Origin of the sequence: Exiguobacterium sp. s7 (assembly GCF_018618195.1) — a bacterium.
Taxonomy (GTDB): domain Bacteria; phylum Bacillota; class Bacilli; order Exiguobacteriales; family Exiguobacteriaceae; genus Exiguobacterium; species Exiguobacterium mexicanum_A.
The window spans coordinates 85532-104753 of sequence record NZ_JACSLO010000006.1 but is presented as its reverse complement, the minus strand read 5'-3'; the positions used below and the strand labels follow the sequence as shown (position 1 = coordinate 104753).

Annotated in this window: 14 protein-coding genes; 9 read left to right on the top strand and 5 right to left on the bottom strand. The window is 54.1% G+C overall.

All coding sequences use genetic code 11. The annotated features are described in order from the left end of the window. The first annotated feature begins 214 nt into the window (after positions 1–214). From pulA to KNP79_RS09360, 7 genes are all read left to right on the top strand, one after another. Positions 215–3136, top strand: coding sequence for a type I pullulanase (gene pulA / locus KNP79_RS09390; protein ID WP_251132933.1), 2922 nt, complete (start codon positions 215–217; stop codon positions 3134–3136). A gap of 197 nt (positions 3137–3333) precedes the next feature. Beyond that, the gene (locus tag KNP79_RS09385) at positions 3334–6192 is read left to right on the top strand and encodes an EAL domain-containing protein (RefSeq protein WP_215192135.1); all 2859 of its coding nucleotides are present in this window, start codon (positions 3334–3336) and stop codon (positions 6190–6192) included. A gap of 104 nt (positions 6193–6296) precedes the next feature. Then, positions 6297–7370 carry a nitric oxide synthase oxygenase gene (locus KNP79_RS09380; protein ID WP_215192133.1) on the top strand — a complete coding sequence of 358 codons (1074 nt, stop codon included), beginning with the start codon at positions 6297–6299 and terminating at the stop codon, positions 7368–7370. Between the two features lie 18 nt (positions 7371–7388). After that, positions 7389–7805 carry an RDD family protein gene (locus KNP79_RS09375; RefSeq protein ID WP_233004560.1) on the top strand — a complete coding sequence of 139 codons (417 nt, stop codon included), beginning with the start codon at positions 7389–7391 and terminating at the stop codon, positions 7803–7805. Between the two features lie 133 nt (positions 7806–7938). Continuing rightward, entirely contained in the window at positions 7939–8790 is an 852-nt protein-coding gene (locus KNP79_RS09370) for a DegV family protein (RefSeq protein WP_215192131.1), read from the top strand. A gap of 20 nt (positions 8791–8810) precedes the next feature. Next, positions 8811–9134, top strand: a complete 324-nt coding sequence (locus KNP79_RS09365) for a thioredoxin family protein (RefSeq protein WP_215192129.1) — start codon at positions 8811–8813, stop codon at positions 9132–9134. Positions 9135–9240: 106 nt separating this feature from the next. Continuing rightward, on the top strand, positions 9241–10158 hold the full coding sequence (locus tag KNP79_RS09360) for a DUF5996 family protein (RefSeq protein ID WP_215192127.1): 918 nt from the start codon (positions 9241–9243) through the stop codon (positions 10156–10158). Between the two features lie 8 nt (positions 10159–10166). On the opposite strand, the gene KNP79_RS09355 is transcribed toward KNP79_RS09360, so the two are convergent. From KNP79_RS09355 to KNP79_RS09340, 4 genes are all read right to left on the bottom strand, one after another. Further along, complete coding sequence (locus KNP79_RS09355; protein ID WP_215192125.1) at positions 10167–11441, bottom strand: RNA-binding domain-containing protein; 1275 nt, start codon at positions 11439–11441, stop codon at positions 10167–10169. A gap of 96 nt (positions 11442–11537) precedes the next feature. Then, a complete protein-coding gene (locus tag KNP79_RS09350; protein ID WP_034778786.1) occupies positions 11538–12266 on the bottom strand; it encodes a DUF4261 domain-containing protein in 729 nt (242 codons plus the stop codon). An 86-nt stretch (positions 12267–12352) separates the two neighbouring features. Further along, positions 12353–14674: an ABC transporter permease gene (locus KNP79_RS09345; protein ID WP_215192123.1), complete on the bottom strand. Its 2322-nt coding sequence runs from the start codon at positions 14672–14674 to the stop codon at positions 12353–12355. A gap of 5 nt (positions 14675–14679) precedes the next feature. Further along, positions 14680–15378, bottom strand: coding sequence for an ABC transporter ATP-binding protein (locus KNP79_RS09340; RefSeq protein ID WP_214796898.1), 699 nt, complete (start codon positions 15376–15378; stop codon positions 14680–14682). A 168-nt stretch (positions 15379–15546) separates the two neighbouring features. Between KNP79_RS09340 and KNP79_RS09335 the strand changes: the two genes are divergently transcribed. Continuing rightward, complete coding sequence (locus tag KNP79_RS09335) at positions 15547–16377, top strand: DegV family protein (protein ID WP_214706973.1); 831 nt, start codon at positions 15547–15549, stop codon at positions 16375–16377. A gap of 121 nt (positions 16378–16498) precedes the next feature. Continuing rightward, complete coding sequence (locus KNP79_RS09330) at positions 16499–18181, top strand: GGDEF domain-containing protein (RefSeq protein WP_215192121.1); 1683 nt, start codon at positions 16499–16501, stop codon at positions 18179–18181. A 390-nt stretch (positions 18182–18571) separates the two neighbouring features. Here the strand turns inward: KNP79_RS09330 and KNP79_RS09325 are convergent, their stop codons facing one another. After that, on the bottom strand, positions 18572–19213 hold the full coding sequence (locus tag KNP79_RS09325; RefSeq protein WP_233004553.1) for a homing endonuclease associated repeat-containing protein: 642 nt from the start codon (positions 19211–19213) through the stop codon (positions 18572–18574). Positions 19214–19222 lie beyond the last annotated feature (9 nt).

Below are 19222 nucleotides of genomic sequence, written 5' to 3'. Positions count from 1 at the left end.
ATTTTTAAAATTCCTCCCCTAACTTCTATATACAGTCCAATCGACCAATAATGCAATCGTTTTTCAAATGGATAATAGAGGGGGTTTCCCAACCGATGGCGCAAAGTGGAAGGCGTTAGGTGTTTGTCTAGAAAAACATTGAATTCCGAAAAGGAAACGTTTACAATTTTTGTGTAAGCGTTTTCCCAAATTAATGCTACAAGGAGGGACCCACATGGTCAACAAGCGATGGAAACAGGCATGGGCAGTTGTGCTAACGTTTGCACTAGTGTTCTCAATGTTTCCGATGTCATCGTCCGCTCTCGATAAAGGCAAGTCGACGCTCGTCGTCGTTCACTATCAAGAGGCCCCGGACAATCAAACGGATTGGAACTTATGGCTTTGGGCGAATAACCCAGATTATTTCCCGAATAAAGCCTTCGCCTTCAACGGCGAGGACGACTTCGGAAAGGTGGCGGCCTACGAATTCCCGGTCGATTCACCAGAAAAGCTCGGTCTCATCGTCCGTACGGACAACTGGGAGAAGGATAAAGGGTCTGAGAACGACCGCTTTATCACGAGCGATATGATCAAAGACGGCGTTGCCGAAGTGTGGATCAAGTCAGGCGACTCGAAGATCTATACGTCGAACCCGGACGGGGAGACGGCAGCAACGGACGTGGATATGAAAGTTCATTACTTCCGTTACGACAATACATACACCGACTGGGGTCTTTGGACATGGCCAGACGGTGGCGACGGGCAAAGCATCAACTTCGATGAGACGGACGCATACGGTGGCGTGGCGAACGTGAAGTTCGCGAACCCGGACGCGAAGAAACTCATCGGGCTCGTCACGAAAAAAGGGGAATGGGCCGAAAAAGATGGGGAAGATCGGTTCGCGCTCAGCACAGCGAAAGAGATTTGGCTCGTCGAAGGCGATTCGACAATCTACTACTCAGAACCAGAAATCGATCGCTCACCGAAAATCGTCTCATTCGAAGCGGACACGTTCCGTCAAGCGGAGCTCACGCTCAACCGCGTCATCGATGAGACGTTCTTGAGCGAATTGACGGTCGAAGGTGCGACGGTCGAGTCGGTTGAGAAATCAGGCGACAAATCGGTCACGGTCCGCTTCAGTGCCGATATCGATTTGGCGGCGGTCATCACGGCGAAACATCCGACGTTCGGAGATAAAGTGCTCCAAGCGGGCGACGTCCTCCGTTCACCGGAGTTCGATGCGAAGTACGCCTATGACGGCAAGCTCGGCGTGACGTACAAGAACTCAAAATCACAGTTCGTCCTGTGGGCCCCGACGGCTCAAGACGTCAAGCTCGAACTATGGAACATGCCGAAAACGCGTCCTGCTTCAGATAAAGACTTGAAGAAGACGATTTCGATGAAGCGTGGCGAGCGCGGCACGTGGGTCGCTGAAGTACGCGGCGACTTGGATGGCATTGGCTACACGTACAACGTCAAGCACGCGTCAGGCAGCGTCCGCGCGGTCGACCCGTACGCGACGGCGGTCGGTGTGAACGGGGACCAAGGGGTCGTCGTCGACTTGAACGAGACGAAGCCGAAACGTTGGAACTCGATGAAACCGAAATTGGCGAAACGGACAGATGCCATCATCTATGAGACGCACGTCCGCGACTTGTCAATCTTTGACGTCACGTCAGACAAGTATGACTCAGGCATCACGAACAAAGGCAAATATCTCGGCGTCGTCGAGCCGGGGACACGTCTCCTCGTCAACGGCAAGAAGACAGCGACGAAGACAGGCCTCGACCATATGAAAGACCTCGGCGTCACGCACGTCCAGTTCATTCCGGTATACGACTACAACACGGCCTCGGTCGATGAGACGAAACCGGATGCATCGTACAACTGGGGCTATGACCCGAAAAACTATAACGCGCCGGAAGGCTCATACTCGACGAACCCGTATGACGCCAAAGTCCGGATTCGCGAGATGAAACAAATGATCCAAGGGCTCCATGACAACAACTTGCGCGCCGTCATGGACGTCGTCTATAACCACATGTTCGATGCGCAGGCGTCGAACTTGCACAAGATCGTCCCAGGATACTACTATCGTTACACTGAAGGCGGCGACTTCGCGAACGGAACGGGCGTCGGCAACGACACCGCGTCGGAACGCAAGATGATGCAGAAGCTCATCGTCGACTCGGTCGTCTATTGGGCAAAAGAATACCATTGGGACGGGTTCCGTTTCGACCTCATGGGCATCCATGACGTCAAGACGATGAACCAAGTCCGTTCGGCGTTGAACAAAGTGGATCCTTCCATCCTCGTCTTCGGCGAAGGGTGGGACCTCAGCACGCCACTCGACCCGGCGAAGAAAGCGAACCAAAAAAACGCGTATAAGATGCCAGGCGTCGCACACTTCAACGACAACATCCGCGACGGCTTGAAAGGCAGTGTCTTCGTCGACACGGACAACGGCTTCATCAATGGTAAAGCCGGCCTTGAGAACCGCATCAAGACGGGAATCGTCGGCGAAATCGACTATAGCGCCGACATCAAAGGCTTCACGAAAGAACCGACGCAAGCGATCACATACGTCGAAGCGCACGACAACCACACGCTCTGGGACAAGCTCGAACTCACGAACCCAGAAACGTCGGAAGCGGACCGCACGAAGATGCACCGTCTCGCGTCGAGCATTCTCTTGACGAGCCAAGGAACGACGTTCATCCATGCCGGTCAAGAATTCATGCGCACGAAAGAAGGCGACCACAACTCGTACAAATCACCTGATCGCATCAACCAAATGGACTGGAAACGGGCCGCCGACCGCAAGGCGGACGTCCAGTACATGAAAGGCTTGATCGAGATGCGTAAAGACAACCCAGGTCTTCGCATGACGAAAGCGGTGGACGTGAAGAAAAACTTGAAATTCTACAAAGCCGAAGCGAACGTCATCAGCTACTCGATCGATGACAAAGCGCCAGGCCAGAAGAAGGACTTGTTCATCACGCACAACGCCAACGCCAAGACGGTCAAAGTGAAATTGCCGAGCGGGCAATGGAACCTCATCGTCGATGGGAAACAAGCGGGCACGAAGACGATTAAACGCGTCTCGGGCTCGGTCGATGTACCGGCTTACGGCTCGGTCGTCGTGAAACAGCGTTAATCAGGAGACCACGGCTCAATCGAGTGCGTGGTCTTTTTGCAAGGGTTAAAAATAATGACATTAATTTGAAAATATATACAAAAGAAAGATTATTCCCCTTATTTTCAAAAACAGATACCTGTTTGATCGTTCCCGTCTTATATAATCAAGGTAATACGATATTTTTGTGACGCTCGTCACACCGGGGAGTGGTGGAAATGGGCTTCTTCCGACAATGGAAGCATGCATTGGAATCAAACGTTGAACAATTGGAACGTGGGGAACGGATCAATATCGACCCGTTGCTGCTCCATCAGTATCCGGACGCCGTCTACGTCCTAGACTGTGACTTGAGACTAGTCGACTCAAATGAAAAACTGTCGCTTCTGTTCAACGGGGAAGAAGAGCGGTTCGTCCACCCGGCCTCATGGCTGCCGAAGGCCGAAAGTGAACGGGTCCAAGCGTTCCATCAGCGTTCGCTCCAAGGCGAAACGGTGCATTACGAATTGCAAGCGCGTAATGCGGATGGACGCTCAATCCATCTGTCGATCACGAACACGCCACTCTATACCGGACGGGTCATCACGGGCCTTTACGGGGTCGTCAAAGATTTGACGACGCAGACGGAGTTGCGGGAACGCTACAATCGGATGAAAGTGAGCCGGGTGCTGTTCGAGCGAATCCCTGGGCTCATTTTGATCGAGCTCGACCTCGACACCGGGACGTTCTATCATTCCCCGCAGACTGGGAACCTGCTCGGTTTGACGAAGCGACAGCTCACGAATATGAAACGAGAGGACTTCCGAAACCTGATTCATGAGGACGACCGGGGCGCGTTCGCGGCGGCGCTCGAGGCGTTGCTTCAAGACAGCACGCAATTCGAGTACGAGACACAACTGCGCGCCTTCAACCCGAAGATGAAACAGTATTTGGAGTTGATTGTGAAGGTCGGTGTCTCGAAAGACCGAAAAGCCGTCACCTGGGCGATGTTCGACGTGACGAACCTGGTCACAGCCGAAGAAGAACTGACGAAGGAACGATCGAAAGTGAGGCAGTTGTGTGAAATCGTCGACTCGGTCATTTTTGAGCGCTATTTCGAATCGAAGCAATTCAAGTTTTTGACGCCGGGCTTCTCGCTCATTTTTGGTTATACGGAAGATCAATTCAATGCCCATCCGGACTATTGGCAAAAAGTCGTCGTCCCGGACGACGTCCCGAAAATCAAGCAGGCGCGGGAAGTGACGTTGAGCGGCAAACCGTCGACGTTCTCGTACCGTATTTTCGCCAAAGGGAACGTCAAATGGATTGAAGAGAATCGGGAACCCATTTTTTCTGAAGGCGGCCATGTCGTCGGGTTCCGGACGCTCGTCAAAGACATCACACAGTTGAAAGAGCAGCAAGAAGAGATTTGGCGTCTCGCCTCGCTCGACCCGATCACGAACATGCCGAATCGCGAATCGATCACCGAATCGGTGTATCATTTGACCCGGAAGCGCAATCCGTTCACGTTGTTCTCGCTGTCGTTCAACCGGATTGCGGAGATCAACCATACGTTCGGTTACGAACTTGGCGACGAGTGGCGTGTCGCGACGGTGAACCAATTGATTCGTCTCTTGCCGAAAGACGCGCTCCTTGGACATCTCGATGCGGATAACGTGCTCATCGTGTTACCACGGCGCTTGGAAGACCCGGAAGTGCTCGCGCTCGGCAAGAAGCTCGGCACACTCTCGACCCACCGCTTCCGTGTCGACGTGTACGACTTGTTCGCCCGTATCTCGATCGGGGTGAGCCGATATCCGGAGGACGGCACACAGGCGAGCGAATTGATTAAGCACGCCTGTATCGCCATGAACCGGGCCGATAAGAAGATCGGGGCCCAATTGGAACTGTACTCGTCACAAATGGACATCGAATCGTTGAAGCGGTATGAACTGCTACGAGATATGCGCGGTGCCCTTCAAAACAAAGAATTTTATTTGATGTATCAGCCAAAAGTGAACGCATGGACGGGGCAAATCGTCGGGGCCGAGGCGCTCATGCGGTGGACGCATCCGACGTGGGGCTCGATCTCGCCGGCCGAGTTCATCCCGCTCGCCGAGGAGAGCAGCCTGCACCTCGAACTGACGAACTGGTTGATTGAAGAAGTGTGCCGGTATTTGATGACGCTTCCGAAGAAAGTGCCGATCTCGATCAACGTATCGGCCAAATACTTGTACCAAGAACATTTCGAACATGTGCTCGAAGACACGCTCTCCCGTTATCACATCCCGGCAAGCTATCTCGAGGTCGAGATCTCGGAGACGTCGCTATTAGAAGACGCCCAACAGATCACACAAGCGTTCGAACGATTGAACGACCTCGGCATCCCGATCGCCTTCGACGATTTCGGGAAAGGGTACTCGTCGCTTGCCTATTTGCAGGCGTATAGCGCTCAGACGATTAAAATCGACCGGGTGTTCGCCCATAACGTCAACCAAAGCCGAAAGGCCCAAGGCATCATTCGGAGCCTGCTCCTCATCGCCGAGGAGTTTGGGATGAACGTCGTCGTCGAAGGCGTCGAGATGATGGACGACTTGCTCCGCCTCCGCGAGTTCGGCTGCCACGTCATCCAAGGATTCATTTTCAGCCGTCCGCTCAAAGAGCCGGAGTTCGAACAGGCGCTCGAGGCGGGCGCGGGCACGCTGACCCCGATCGAGGAATATGTCGAGACGATTCCGTCCTCGAGTCGCTTGATTCACGCCGGTATCACGATCACACGCCTGCGCGACCAAGACGTCGCGGTCGGCACATCACCAATCGTCATCATGCGGCGCGGCTTCAAGACGATCGCCTTTTACGCGTCAATCCGCCTGCCGGTCGACAGTGACCTGAGCCTCGTCATCTTGTTAGATGACGGGATGGCACCGCTACCGATTCAAGTGACGCGGCTGACCGAGCTCGCCAACGGGCTTTACCAATATGAGGCGTCGTATGAACAGACGGTCGAACTCGAGAAGCGATTGACCGCTTTAGAGAGCGAAAAACCGCGAGGATTCACGATTCAAAAAGCGAAAGACTTGATCGATCAGACAGACTGAAGGCGAGCCGACACCGGCTCGCTTTTTCTGTACGCTAAAACTAGAAACCCGTAGCGATTTTCTCTAAGATGAGAGGGACAGACTACATAGAGGAGATCGACAACATGGACATGCAGGCAATCCGACACTTTTTCTCACAACTAGAAGGCGATTATACAGATCGGCTCGAGGCGATCGCCGTCGAGCTGGAGCAGACCGGGACGTACACGCTCACGACAGACGAGTTGACGGAAGGTGCGAAACTCGCCTGGCGCAACTCGAACCGATGCATCGGCCGGCTGTTTTGGCAGACGCTCACTGTCCGGGACGCCCGGGACGTGACGACGTTCGACGAGGTGTTCGAGGCGCTCGTCGGCCATCTGCGCTACGCGACGAACGACGGGAAAATCCGTTCGACGATGACCGTGCTCCCGAACGAGTTCCGTTTGCTGAACACGCAACTCATCCGCTATGCGGCATATGAGACGGAAGATGGGATCGTTGGTGACCCGCTCTCGCTGTCCATCACGAGGCAAGCCGAACGGCTCGGCTGGGTCGGGGCCGGGACCGCGTTTGACATCCTGCCGCTTCTCATCACCGACGGACGTGAGGTCCAGCTCTATGAATTGCCGGACGATGCGGTGCTCGAAGTCGAGATTCGGCACGAGGCGTACGACTTGTTCGACGGACGAACGGTCAAATGGCACGCCGTCCCAGCCATCGCCGATATGGAGCTCGAAATCGGCGGCTTGCGCTTCACGTCGGTCCCGTTCAACGGCTGGTATATGGAAACCGAGATTGGGGCGCGCAACTTGGCCGATACGGACCGCTATAATTTATTGCCCCTCGTCGGCACGTCGCTCGGGCTCGATACATCGAAAGAGCGGACGCTTTGGCGCGACCGGGCCCTCGTCGAGTTGAACGTCGCCGTCCTACAGTCGTTCGAGCGGGCCGGGGTGACGATCGTCGATCATCATACGGCGGCGAAGCAGTTCAAGCGGTTCGAGAAGAACGAACAGGACGCAGGTCGTGAGGTGACCGGGCAATGGGGATGGCTCATCCCGCCCATGTCACCGGCCGCGACGCACGTGTTCCATCGCCACTACAATGACGAAATTGTGACGCCGAACTTGTTCGCACGCTCGGGTTGTCCGTTTTCTGCGTTTCAAGCGAAGTCAAAAGAGGAATCAAAAGGCTAGACCCGAAACGAGAGGATGATGAACGTGGCAGTCCCAATTTGGAAACGCGCCGTTGCCAGTCAAATCGATCAATTCATTTTTCAAACGCCGGCGAAACTCGTCGAGAAGATGATTCGGAAGAAGCTGTTTCCCGGAAAAGATGTGAAACGGTATTACTTGCCGACGCTCGTGACGATCGCCGGAGAAGTGTATTTCTTGCTCAACAAAAATGGGCAGACGATCGGCGACCAAGTCGTCGGCATCAAAGTCGTCAGCCAAGACGGACGCCCGCTCTCGCTCGAGCAAGTCGTGAAGCGGACGCTTTATAAAGACGTTGTCTATCCGGCGACGCTTGGGCTGCCGCTCTTGAAGGCGCTCCAACAGATCAAGGCAGGAAAAGAGACGGAGTTGCCGCATGACGAGTTTGCCCATACCAAGTTGATTTCGACACGATGAGTCGAAGCCGAAGACAGTGCGACGATGAGTCTCGCTGTCTTTTTTCGGCCAAATCAGTCAAAAAGGAACGAATCCGAAAAATGAGGTATAATGAACTAGGAAAAAATTGAACGACCAATGGAGGATTTTTGTTATGACCAAAATCGCATGGATTACCGACAGCATGGCCAATTTCTCGAAGGAAGAGGCGGCCCGGCTCGGTGTCGATATCGTTCCGATTCAATTGATCGTCGACGGTAGCGGCTATAGCGAAGTCGATTTGTCACTCGAGGACTTGCACCGCTATATGATCGACCAAAAGAAAGAGGCGAAGACGTCGCAACCGATTTTTGGCGACTTCATCGCGCGCTATGAGCGCTTGAAAGAGGAAGGATACGACTGTGCCATCGCCGTCCACTGTTCGAACGGGTTGAGCTCGACGGTGAAAAACTCGAGCGCAGCGGCCGAAGCAGCCGGCTTCAAAGTATACACGGTCGACTCGCACGCGGCGCTCGAAGCGCAGCAAGAGCTCGTCCGACTCGGGCTCGCCGCCGAGGCCGAAGGCAAAGCAGCCGAAGAAATCGTCGCGTTGCTCGAAGCGTGGCGCGACAAGAAGAACTTCTTCATGATCATCGGCAACATGGAAACGATGCGCCGCGGCGGTCGCGTCTCGTCCGGTGAGATGTTCCTTGCTAACATCTTGAACATCAAACCGATCATCACGCTCGATGAGACCGGAAAAGTCATCCCGTTCAAAAAAGCACGGTCGCTCAAAAAAGCGTACGCTGAGATGGTAACCGAGCTTGAACGCCGCCACGCCGCGAACGGGATTCACCACAACCGTGTCTTCGTCCAGACGGCGCTCGCTCCGGAAATGCAAGACAATCTCGTCGCGCTCATCCAGGCGAAATTGCCAGACATTGAAGTCGTCAAGACGCGCTTCTGCCCATCGATCGCGGTCCACGCCGGCTTTGAGACGGTCGGGGTGCTTTGGCTCGACGCGTAATCAAAAAAGGAGGGAGTTCGATGGAAGCTGTCACCACACTTTCGGCGTTACACGACCGGATCGCGAATACAGACCAATTGCTCGTCTACGTCTCGCATCCGACCTGTAGCGTCTGCCACTCGCTCAAACCGCAAGTCGAGGAGATGTTGACGGAGTTCCCCGATATCGATTCGGTCGCCATCGATTCGGATCAGGTGCCGGAGATCGCCGGTGCCTACTCGATTTTCACCGTCCCGGTCGTCCTGTTTTTCCTCGACGGCAGAGAGACGCTCCGCCGGGCCCGGTTCGTCCCCATCGGCGAGCTGACCCATCAACTCGAGCGTCTCCAAGAGATGCGCGGTTGAATCCACAGACACTCGTCTGTGGATTTTTTTGGTTGTTTGCGTCGAGGACAGGGAATCAGGAGAGTAGCTGCGTCACTTGTTCGAATGAAGAAATGAGGAAACGCTGATGGAAATCATACGCCACTCCGAATGGGGGGACACGAAGCTCACGCTCCATCTCGTGTCGCAAATTCTAGGCAAAATCAAACTCGGTCTCGCCCCGCAAGAGCCGCAATGGGCCCACGTCACGTTACCGCTCACCGTGAATGGATTTTCGACAGGACCTCTCTGGAGCGGGCGGACGCTGTTCGAGATTGACATCGACGTCGCAGCCTCGGTCATCACGGTGCAGGTCGAAACCGCTACGACCGTGATTCCGCTGACGGACGGGACGTCAATCAAGTCATACTACGACGCGATGGTCGGTGCGCTCCATGCGTCAGGTGTCGAGATCACCATCAACCCGAAATCGCAAGAGATGCGCGACATCTGGTGGCTCGACCGCGATGAGACCCCGCTCGTCTATGACACATCGACGGCCCTGAAAGGGGTGCGCCTGTTCCAGTACGCGGCGCGGGAACAAGCGGCGTTTCTCGCCCCGCTCCGATGCCGGAAAGTGAAGCCGGCCTTGTTTTGGGGCACGTTCGACGTGTCATCGCTCATCGTCTACGGAAAATCCGAGCCGTTCCCCGAGGACAAGGTGATTGAGAAGGCGGCGTTCGACGAGCACATGATCGAGTTCGGCTTTTGGCTCGGCGACGAGTCCGTCGACGTGCCGACGTTCTTCATCTTGCCGTATCCGTTCCAATACACCGACCTCGGCTCAGAGCGGCTTCAACCTGAGGATGCCTACTACGACGCCAAGATGAGCGAATGTTTTTTGTCGATTGAGAACATGAGTCGGGCAGATGACATCCAAGCCTTCTTCCGGACGTCGTTCGACCTGTTGAGTGATCAACTCGGGTGGGAAGGGCGCGCACATTATTTCTTGCCGCTCGATATGCCGGCGCAACCAAAACAAGAGCCCACAGACGAAAGTCTGTGAGCTCTTGTTTAGTTTAACGTACGGTAGCGCGTCGTTCGACCGTTTCCGACACGGGTCACTTTTCGTTCGGCTATCAACTGTTCGATCAGTTTTCGGACAGTCCCTTTGCTTTTATTCAAATAGGCTTCGAGTTCTCTTGTCGTAAATTCGGACTGTTGACTAAGCCATTGTTCGAGTTCGTTTTCGTCAGAGTCTGGTGTCGTTAGCTGTTGTTTAGGCAACGTCACGACAAAGGCGTTCGGACTCGTAGTCCAGAATGGTCGTTCGAGACTTTCTTTGTAGCTTTCTTTGATTCGTTGTAACCCGGTACCATAACTTTCAATCCATTTCAGACGATACAATACATTGGCTAGTTTTGGATTACGGCTCTGAGAAATACCTAAATTGATATCCTCGATCGTTAAGCCCTTCACGAGTCCGCCCACCGAGACGATTTCGATTCGGTTTTGGAATAAATGAATCAAGATGCTACCGCTAAAACTATAATCGCGATGTGTAACGGCATTTACAAGAGCTTCTCGCAAAGCAGGACTAGGATAACTTTCGGTCTCGAGCCGTTTTAGACCGACGAAGCGTGCTGACGTGGCATTGTTCAGACTAAGGTATTCATAGACGGATTCGACTTGCGCGAGAATGGAGCCACTAAATTCTTTACGATCTTGAAATTCAAGCTTGTCGTTCCCTAAATAGCGGGCGCATTTGATTGAGTGTTCGCATTGGTCAGAAAGAAGGAGCCCTAAATTTGTGTAATAGCCATCATCTGTCATCAGGCCAAGTGTACGTTGTTGCTCGACACCAAATTTGATGTTCGTTTGAGCAAAAAAGTGAGAAGCTTCCTCGAAAGTCAGTTCCTGTTTCAAACTACGCATCGTTTCAAAGTTCGTCCCATCTGATTCGATAATCATTTGGCGGATGTTTTCTTCAGAGGCATTTGTGACAGACGTACCGTACCGAATGAAAACACCCGACGATTTCATGCCTTTTCCCTTCAAATTATAAGGGCGTCTCGTTCCGCGGGCCACAGCTATCTTTATGACCTCTTTTTTGTCGAGCTCAACCACTTCTAAATATAAATGGACTAGAATAGCTGGTTGAATGTTGTCATGTAGCTTGTTTGATACTGCTTCGAGTTGTTGATGTGCGTTAGGGACACCGAGGACGGTACCATCATCTTCTATACCGATATAAAGAACACCACCTTGCGTGTTGGCGAACGCAATCAATTCGTGAACGACAGCGTCTGTAAGTTCTCGCTTGAACTCAACCGTAGGCGACTCTTTCATATGATTCACCTCTAATCTATTATTTGTATAGATTAATTATAATCGATTAATCAAAAAAAGATCGATTTGGACGGGAGTCCGAATCGATCACCATGTTCAACCTTCAGTTGTCTGCGGCACGAGGTAAATCAAGCCGAACGGGTTATGGAGCAAGTTGTCGATGGACGTCCGCTCGTCTTCACCCATCTCGACCGTGAACGTTTTGCCGTCCTCGAACGTGAAGCTGTCCCCGTCCCCGAACATCGATCCACCCGAAATGAGGTGGAAGTTGAACGAATGGACGACGTGAATCGCGTCTTCAATTTCGAGCGTGGCCGGTACGGCGACGTCGGCGTGACCGAACGCTTTCATGCCCCACGAGACGTAGGCGTCTTCTTCTTCCGTGATGGCTGTGAGAAGCGAGTAATCGAGAGCGAGGTCTTCTTCTTTCGACTCTTGCCATTCGTCTTTCGAGTAGGCGACCCCAGCCGTCTCGACCATGACGCCGAGTCCGCCGGCGTTCAAGATGGCATTGGCCGCACGGCGGGCCGCCGCGATGTCCGTCACGTCATTGACGTCGACGATCAAATAGACGATATGCGTGTGGCGGGTAAGCCCTTTCGCGATTTTCGGCGTGAAACCGCCCGAGCTGGCATGAATCATCGCTTCGGCGAGAGCCGGGTCGCGCTCGACGACTTCGACCGTGAACGCTTTTCCGGTCTCATCTTCTAACAGCAGTAGGCCAGCCATCGTGTAGCCTTCGCTATGTAAACTGATTTGTTCGCTGACTGCCTCGGCCGATGACCAGTTTCCTGGGATGGCGAGCAATACTTGTGTACGGTTCATAAGAATCATCCTCTTCTTCAAATAGTCAGGCCCCTCACAGGGAGAGGCCTGGTCTCTTCTCTTATTATGCCCTATTTGGCGAAAAATTATTCTTGATACGTCTTCAATACTTCTTGGAGCGGAATCTGATCGATCTTGCGACGGCTGATGAACGTGCTTGCGAAGAAGAGGAGCGTCACCGCACCGAGTGTGTAAAGCAGATAAATCCACTCGAACTCGAGCGGCAAGACGAGTCCATAATCTTCCGCGAACACGACGATGATGACCCGCAAGATGACGAGGGCGATCGGGATGCTGAGCAGGGCCGAGATGAGCGCGTAGATGAAGTAGCTATTGAGAATCATCGAGCGGACCTCGCGCCGGTCGTAGCCCATCACTTTCAAGAGCGAGATGACGTAATAATTTTTCTCGACCGTGAGTGCGGTCAAGACGAACAGGATGCTGAAGGCGATCAAGGCCGATCCGCCAATCATGACGTTCATCATAAAGTTCATGTACTCATTTATCGATTGGGACTGCTCAATCAGACCGCTTCGTGAGATGACCGTCGGATAGTCCGTCTCGTCCGGCCGTTCGGTCGCATAAATCCCGTTGAACAAATCACGTGTCGTCCCGCCCGATAATTGTTCGCTGAGCGTTGCCCGAGGCAGGTAGACGACATCGCCCGCATATTCGTCGGCGATACCTCCGATCGGGTACGACAACGTCTCGTTGTCGAGTTCGATGTCAAGCGTGTCCCCGGTCTCGAGGCCGAGCTTCAAGGCGAGTGAGGCGTTGACGATGATCTCATCCGCTTTCGGTACCAGTTCGTTCCCGTCTTCGTCTTCGAGAGGATAGAGTGTGTTCGTCGCATCGAGCCCTTTCAACGTGACAAGGTTGTCTTGAGCGAAGGCAAACGGGTAGGTGAGGAACGGCTCTTGTCCATCTTCGAGCACGGGTTGCGTCGTCGTGTACGCCTCATATTCATAGTCGGCCTCGTTCAACTCGCCGACCGTCATCCGGTCGACCGCCCCGTTCATCATGAGGGCGAAGACGATGAGGAGCGTCGAGAATAGGATACCGAAAAAGAAGATGATGAAGCTGCCCGTGCTTTTGACGGCGTATAAATATTTGAATTTCGTCTTGCCGCGGGCGTTCCGGAGCAGACGGCTGACGATGCGGCTCAGTCGATTGAGTGAGGCGTTGTCTCGAGGCGACAGCAAAGCGAGAGCGCTCTCGCCCATGATTTTATAGATGACGGCTCCCGCCACGAGCGCGAAGAACAGGAGCGGGGCGAAGACGGCCGTGAGAAACACGAGCGGGCTTTGGGCGATGGTGATGGACGGCAATAGATAGAAATCGAGGTACAGGTTTTTGAGCGGCTCGGCGAAGTAGAGCCCGAGGAAATAGCCGATGACGAGCATGAGCGTCGCGAACAGCAAGATGAAGACTAGGTACGGGACCGCGATTTGGCGGCGGTTGTAGCCAATCGCTTTCAAGAGCCCGATTTGTCCGCGCTCGGCCTCGAGCATGTTCGAAATCAGGATGGCGACGATGATGACGGCAATCGAGACGATGAACAGGCTCAAGCCGAGCGCCATCGCTTTACCAGATGAGATCTCGCTATAGATGGCGCCGCTGCGCATGATGTTTTCCGTTTCCATGACCGAGATGACGAACGGGAGCTCGACGTCGGTCACGACCGTCCCGTCAGTGACACCGGCAAGGCGGAACGATTCGGTTCCAATCACCTCGTCGTAGGCGGCGTCCGTCATCAAAAGGAGTGTCTGCGTGCCGGGATCCAAATTGAAGAAGTTCTCATCAAACAGCGGGAGCGTGTAGTCCGGGAACAAGACGAATCCGCTCACCGTGAAAGGGGTGCCGAGGTCGAGCGAATCACCGATTTCAATCCCGTTCTTCTCGGCGTATTTCGCATTGATGGCGACCTCATCGTTTTGCTCAGGCCGCTTGCCAGCCTCGAGATAAGACACGTTGATCGTGTCCGCTTCTTTCAAGACGAGTCCGCGGTGTTCGCTCGAGCCGAACGGGTAGGTCAAAAGCTTCGAGGCGCGGAGCTCAAGCGTCGCGCCGTCCATCTCGCCCTCGACGGCGTCGATGCGTGCCGCGATCAAGTCATCGAACGCCGCCTCGTCGACACGTCGCAAGTCCGAGAGCGTGTAGCGGCCGGAGGCGATGAAGTCCGCCAACTCTGGCAAGGCCGCCTCTTCTTCCGTGACCCGATTCAGCATCTCGACGGCAAAATCCTCTTGATTCGATGAGGCGAGATACTCCTCGGTCGGCACTTCGATGCCGCTGATGCCATAAAACATCATCGTATACGTGAGCGAGCTCATGACGATGATGACGGCGATGGCAAGGAGCTGCATCCATTTGCCGGCGAGCGTCTTCCATACGTTTTTATACAGCATCTGTCTCACCCCCAGTGGATGTCGCGAGCGGCTTTTCGGACCGGGTTGTGCGTGTACTCCACGATCCGTCCCGAGTTCATTTTGATGACGTCATCGGCCATCTCACTGATGCCCGTGTTGTGCGTGATGACGACGACCGTCTTGTTGTACGTCTCGTTCAAGCGCTCGAGCAGTTCGAGCACCCGTTTTGAATTGTCCTCATCGAGCGAGCCCGTCGGTTCGTCGCAGAAGATGATGGACGGATTTTTGGCGAGACTCCGGGCGACCGAGACGCGTTGTTGCTCGCCGCCCGACAATTGGTACGGGTATTTGTCGCGGGCAGCCGCTAACCCGACTTGATCCAACAACTCTTCGATTGGGAGCGGGTCGGTCGATAAATCGGCCCCGATTTGAACGTTCTCGTAGACGGTCAAGTTTTGGAGTAGATTATATTGTTGAAAGATGAAGCCGAGATGGTCGCGTCGAAACGCTGTCATCTGCTCGGACGATAAGTCCGTCAAGACGGTGTCACCGAACGTGATCGTCCCGGACGTCACCGTGTCGAGGCCGCTGATGACGTTCAACAGCGTACTCTTGCCGCTCCCGCTCGGGCCGAGGATGACGACGAAGGCCCCGTCATTGATCGTCAAATCAATGTCTTTCAACGCCGCGGTCTCGACATCCCCAGTCTTATAGATTTTATTGACGTGCTGAATGTGAATCATACCGATTCCTCCTTTGTCCGATGTTATCTTTTACCCGTTTCGAGCACATCGCGGACGGGAATATGTGAAACTTCATAGGATTTCAATTTTGAAAAAATAGTGAAACCGCTTCACCTGTGATAAAATAATATTACCAGGTACTAATATTGATTGAAGGAGAATCCTACTATGAAAATTGCTTATATTACGGACAGCACGGTCGTCCTTCCTGATTCGATTCAACACCACCCGGACATCCATATCGTTCCGCTCTACGTCGTCAAAGGCGACCAGCCGTATAAAGACGGGGTCGAGGTCGATGCCAAGACTGTGTACGAATGGATCGACGCAGGTGAACGCGTCTCGACGAGCCAACCGGCCATCGGCGACTTCGTCACCTTGTATGAGAGCATCAAAGACCAATATGATATGGGCATCGCCGTCCACTTGTCGTCGGACTTGAGCGGGACGTATTCGGCATCGGTTCAAGGCGCAGAGATCGCCGAGTTCAAACTGCTCGCCATCGACTCACGGGCCGGCATCTACACGATGGGGCTCATGCTCGAAGAGTTGATTGAACGCGTCGAGCGTGGAGATACACTCGAGGACGTCGAAGCGTATATGAAACAACGAACCGAGGACGTCCACATCGAATTGATTTTGCAAAACTTGACGCAAATGCAAAAAGGCGGCCGGATCTCGAAGTCGAAAGCGCTCATCGGTAATATGTTGCAATTGAAGCCGGTGCTTCGCTTCGAAGACGGTCTTATCGTTCCGTATCAAACGGTTCGGACGTATAAGAAGGCGCAAGCCCAGTTGTTCGAAGCGCTCCGTCAAGTCATCGATTCGGGTGAATGCACGGACGTCTCGATTTTCCACGGGAACGTGCCAGAACTGGCCGAGTCGTGGAAACGTGAGCTCGGCGACAAAGCCAAAATTCGGGTCGACACACTCGCACCGCTCCTTGGGGCCCACACGGGGTCAGGCTCGATCGGTTTTTCGTTCTTAAAAGCAAAGTGATGACAGGATCGTGACGCGAGTCGCGATCTTTTTTTATTGTCACAACTTTCAAACAACGGCTGGAATCTTCCACCAAAACCCTTCATACTATGTAGGAATGATAAAGAAAAGGGGGGAGACGATGCGATTTCGGAAGTACCTCATCAGAAGCTGGTTCTCGTGGTCGCTCGTCTTCATGGGAATCCTCGCCTACATGTGGCTCGGCATCGGTACGTTTGATTGGTCGTTATTTTGGTTCATCTTCACGCTCGGCGCCCTGTTCGTCATGAACCCGCTCAAGCGGCGGCACCTTCACTTTACGTTCCATGAGATGTTCGTCTTCATGACGTTCTTCTTGTACGGCCTGTTGCCGGCCTTGTTGATGGGACAGCTCCTCTTACTCACGTTTCAGGCCCGGACGTTCACGAACAAAGTCGGACGTCGGCGTTTTTTGCATTTCTATCCGCTCAATACGTTGATCGAGGCGATGCTCCTCGTCTTGCCGGGGCTCGTCTATTTGCGGCTCGGCGGACAGATTGGACCGAACGTTCATCTGCTCGAACAAGGTACGGCGCTGATTGGCTTCTTTGCCGTCTTGTTCCTCGTCCTCGGCTTCAGTTTCCTGCTATCGCGGTTCCTGATTGGGGAACGGATCCCGCTCCCGATCATGTGGCGTTTGCTCCGTTTTGACTGGCTCGTCATCTCGCTCGAGCTGTTGTTCACGATGGTCGCCATCGAGGCGTTCCAACTGTTCGGATACACGGGGCTGATGGCGACGTTCCTCATCCTGTCGCTCCTCAAGATGGGATTATCGAAAGCGACGGAGACCGAAGAGACGCAGTCGAAGATCGATCAAGTCGAACGGTTGAAAGAGCAACTGTACCGCGTCGACAACGAGCAACTGCTCATCGAGAAGTTTTGGAACGGGCTCCGGGAAGTCGTCGAGCTCGAGCGCGGCTGGCTCCAAGTCAATCGGGACGGGCACCGGACGTTTTATGATATCAGCGGCCGTACGTCCACCCCCGTCGCCGACGCCTACACACTCGAACGGCACCGCGACGCGGAAGAACCATACTTTGTGTATGATTCGCTTCATGAGTGGCATCCCGACCTGCAGGCACATCAAACCGAGCTCCATCATTCGGCACTCGTCATCCAACCGGTGTCGAGCACGACGAACGCGGTCAGCTGTATGATCTCGACGACGGCGAACGGAGCTTACGACGGGGCGATCGCCGTCGAGCTCCATCGCCTGTTGAAGACACTGTCCTGGTCGCTCGAACGGATCGACGAGCGGAACCGTCTTCAACATGAAAGTTTGACCGATCCGATGACGGGACTCCCGAACCAGCGGGCGCTCAAGCGGTGGACGAAAGAGCGGTTGAACGATGTCGCATCGTATCCGTTGTCGGTGTTCTTGGTCGACCTCGATCATTTCAAGGCGATCAACGACACGTATGGTCACGCGTTCGGCGATGAGGTGTTGATCGAGGCTGGGACGTTGTTCACGCGTCTCATCCGAAACGGGGATCTCGTCACGCGTTACGGCGGCGAAGAGTTCGTTTTCGTCTTCCCACGCATGGATGAGGCTGCTGCCATCGTGACGGGGGAGAAGATTCGCCAAGCGCTCCGCAACCATCCGTTCGGCTCGGAAGGGATTCGCGTCCAGGTGACGGCGAGCATCGGCATCGAGACGATCCACGAGTACGAGGATCTCGATACATTGCTCCGCCACGCCGACCGGGCCATGTACGTCGGTGCGAAATTCAATGGACGGGACCGGGTCGCCCATTACCGCGACACGTCGACGGAACGGATTCAATGATGAAGGAGAACACCGGCTCATCGGTGTTCTCCTTTTTTGTCTGATCAACATGAACGATGCTTGGGCCGATGCCCTCCGTTCCTGGGGCGATGCGGATGCCTCCGCAGCGCGTGCCGCGCTTTACGGGGTCATCCTTGCATCGCTCTCCCCTAGGAGTTCGGGCACCGGCCTAGGCGCCGTTGAACGAATGTTAAATCGAATTCGATTCGCTCGTCCCTCGGCGCCCCGACTCTTGCAGGACAGCAATCCGACGGAGACCCAGCAGCGTAAGCGATGCGGCTCCGGGATTGCCTGCAGAAAGCGTGGGCGCCGAAAGGACGAGCGACAACGGTACACCTACAAAATAAAGGAGGGCACCGGATACCCGGCGTCCTCCTTATGAATGAAAGATTATAATTTCTGATTGAAGATTTCTGACTCGACCGCGTGAATCGCAGCCGACCACGAGCCGTAACGATGAAGGATGGCTTTCGTGGATGGTTTGTTGTTCCGTTTTGCCCATTCGCGATACGCTTCGAAGGAAAGAGAGAAGCCCATCTCGTGAATCGCTTCACGGAGTGCGTTAGAGAGTTCGGATTTGGAATAGGTCACACTCGCTTCAAGTCCGGCCTCGGCACAGGCGTCATGCCACGAGCCGAACGTCTTGACGATATGGTAATGGCTCGGTGCTTTCGGATGAAGCTTGCGCCATTCCTGATATTTTTTGAGCGTGATAATCGATCCCATGTCGCGCGAGTAGAGGGCAAGCGTCTCGATGATATCTTCGCGCGTGTACTTCGGCATTTTATCTGGGAGGTCGACGGTCGCCTCTCCATGCCATTCGTAGCCGGCGATGGCGAGCGCCTCGGCCCATGACCCGAACTGTCGGATAATCGACTCGGGAGATGGCCAGCTTTGTTCCATCGCGAAGCGACGATACACAGAGCGACGTGGACGTTCCTTCAACAAGTCGCCGAGTAGACGGATACAGTGAATCATCCTCTGTTGCTCGGTGGACAAGTGGTGGGATTTAGTGGATAGCGTTTGACTCAATGATGGTTC

Bases quoted from the DNA above. Each gene is read 5' to 3' on its own strand.
- KNP79_RS09340 (WP_214796898.1), bottom strand. From the start codon at position 15,378: ATGATTCACATTCAGCACGTCAATAAAATCTATAAGACTGGGGATGTC.
- KNP79_RS09350 (WP_034778786.1), bottom strand. From the start codon at position 12,266: ATGAACCGTACACAAGTATTGCTCGCCATCCCAGGAAACTGGTCATCG.
- KNP79_RS09330 (WP_215192121.1), top strand. From the start codon at position 16,499: ATGCGATTTCGGAAGTACCTCATCAGAAGCTGGTTCTCGTGGTCGCTC.
- KNP79_RS09380 (WP_215192133.1), top strand. From the start codon at position 6,297: ATGGACATGCAGGCAATCCGACACTTTTTCTCACAACTAGAAGGCGAT.
- KNP79_RS09360 (WP_215192127.1), top strand. From the start codon at position 9,241: ATGGAAATCATACGCCACTCCGAATGGGGGGACACGAAGCTCACGCTC.
- KNP79_RS09370 (WP_215192131.1), top strand. From the start codon at position 7,939: ATGACCAAAATCGCATGGATTACCGACAGCATGGCCAATTTCTCGAAG.
- KNP79_RS09335 (WP_214706973.1), top strand. From the start codon at position 15,547: ATGAAAATTGCTTATATTACGGACAGCACGGTCGTCCTTCCTGATTCG.
- KNP79_RS09365 (WP_215192129.1), top strand. From the start codon at position 8,811: ATGGAAGCTGTCACCACACTTTCGGCGTTACACGACCGGATCGCGAAT.
- KNP79_RS09375 (WP_233004560.1), top strand. From the start codon at position 7,389: ATGAACGTGGCAGTCCCAATTTGGAAACGCGCCGTTGCCAGTCAAATC.
- KNP79_RS09355 (WP_215192125.1), bottom strand. From the start codon at position 11,441: ATGAAAGAGTCGCCTACGGTTGAGTTCAAGCGAGAACTTACAGACGCT.
- KNP79_RS09345 (WP_215192123.1), bottom strand. From the start codon at position 14,674: ATGCTGTATAAAAACGTATGGAAGACGCTCGCCGGCAAATGGATGCAG.
- KNP79_RS09385 (WP_215192135.1), top strand. From the start codon at position 3,334: ATGGGCTTCTTCCGACAATGGAAGCATGCATTGGAATCAAACGTTGAA.
- pulA (WP_251132933.1), top strand. From the start codon at position 215: ATGGTCAACAAGCGATGGAAACAGGCATGGGCAGTTGTGCTAACGTTT.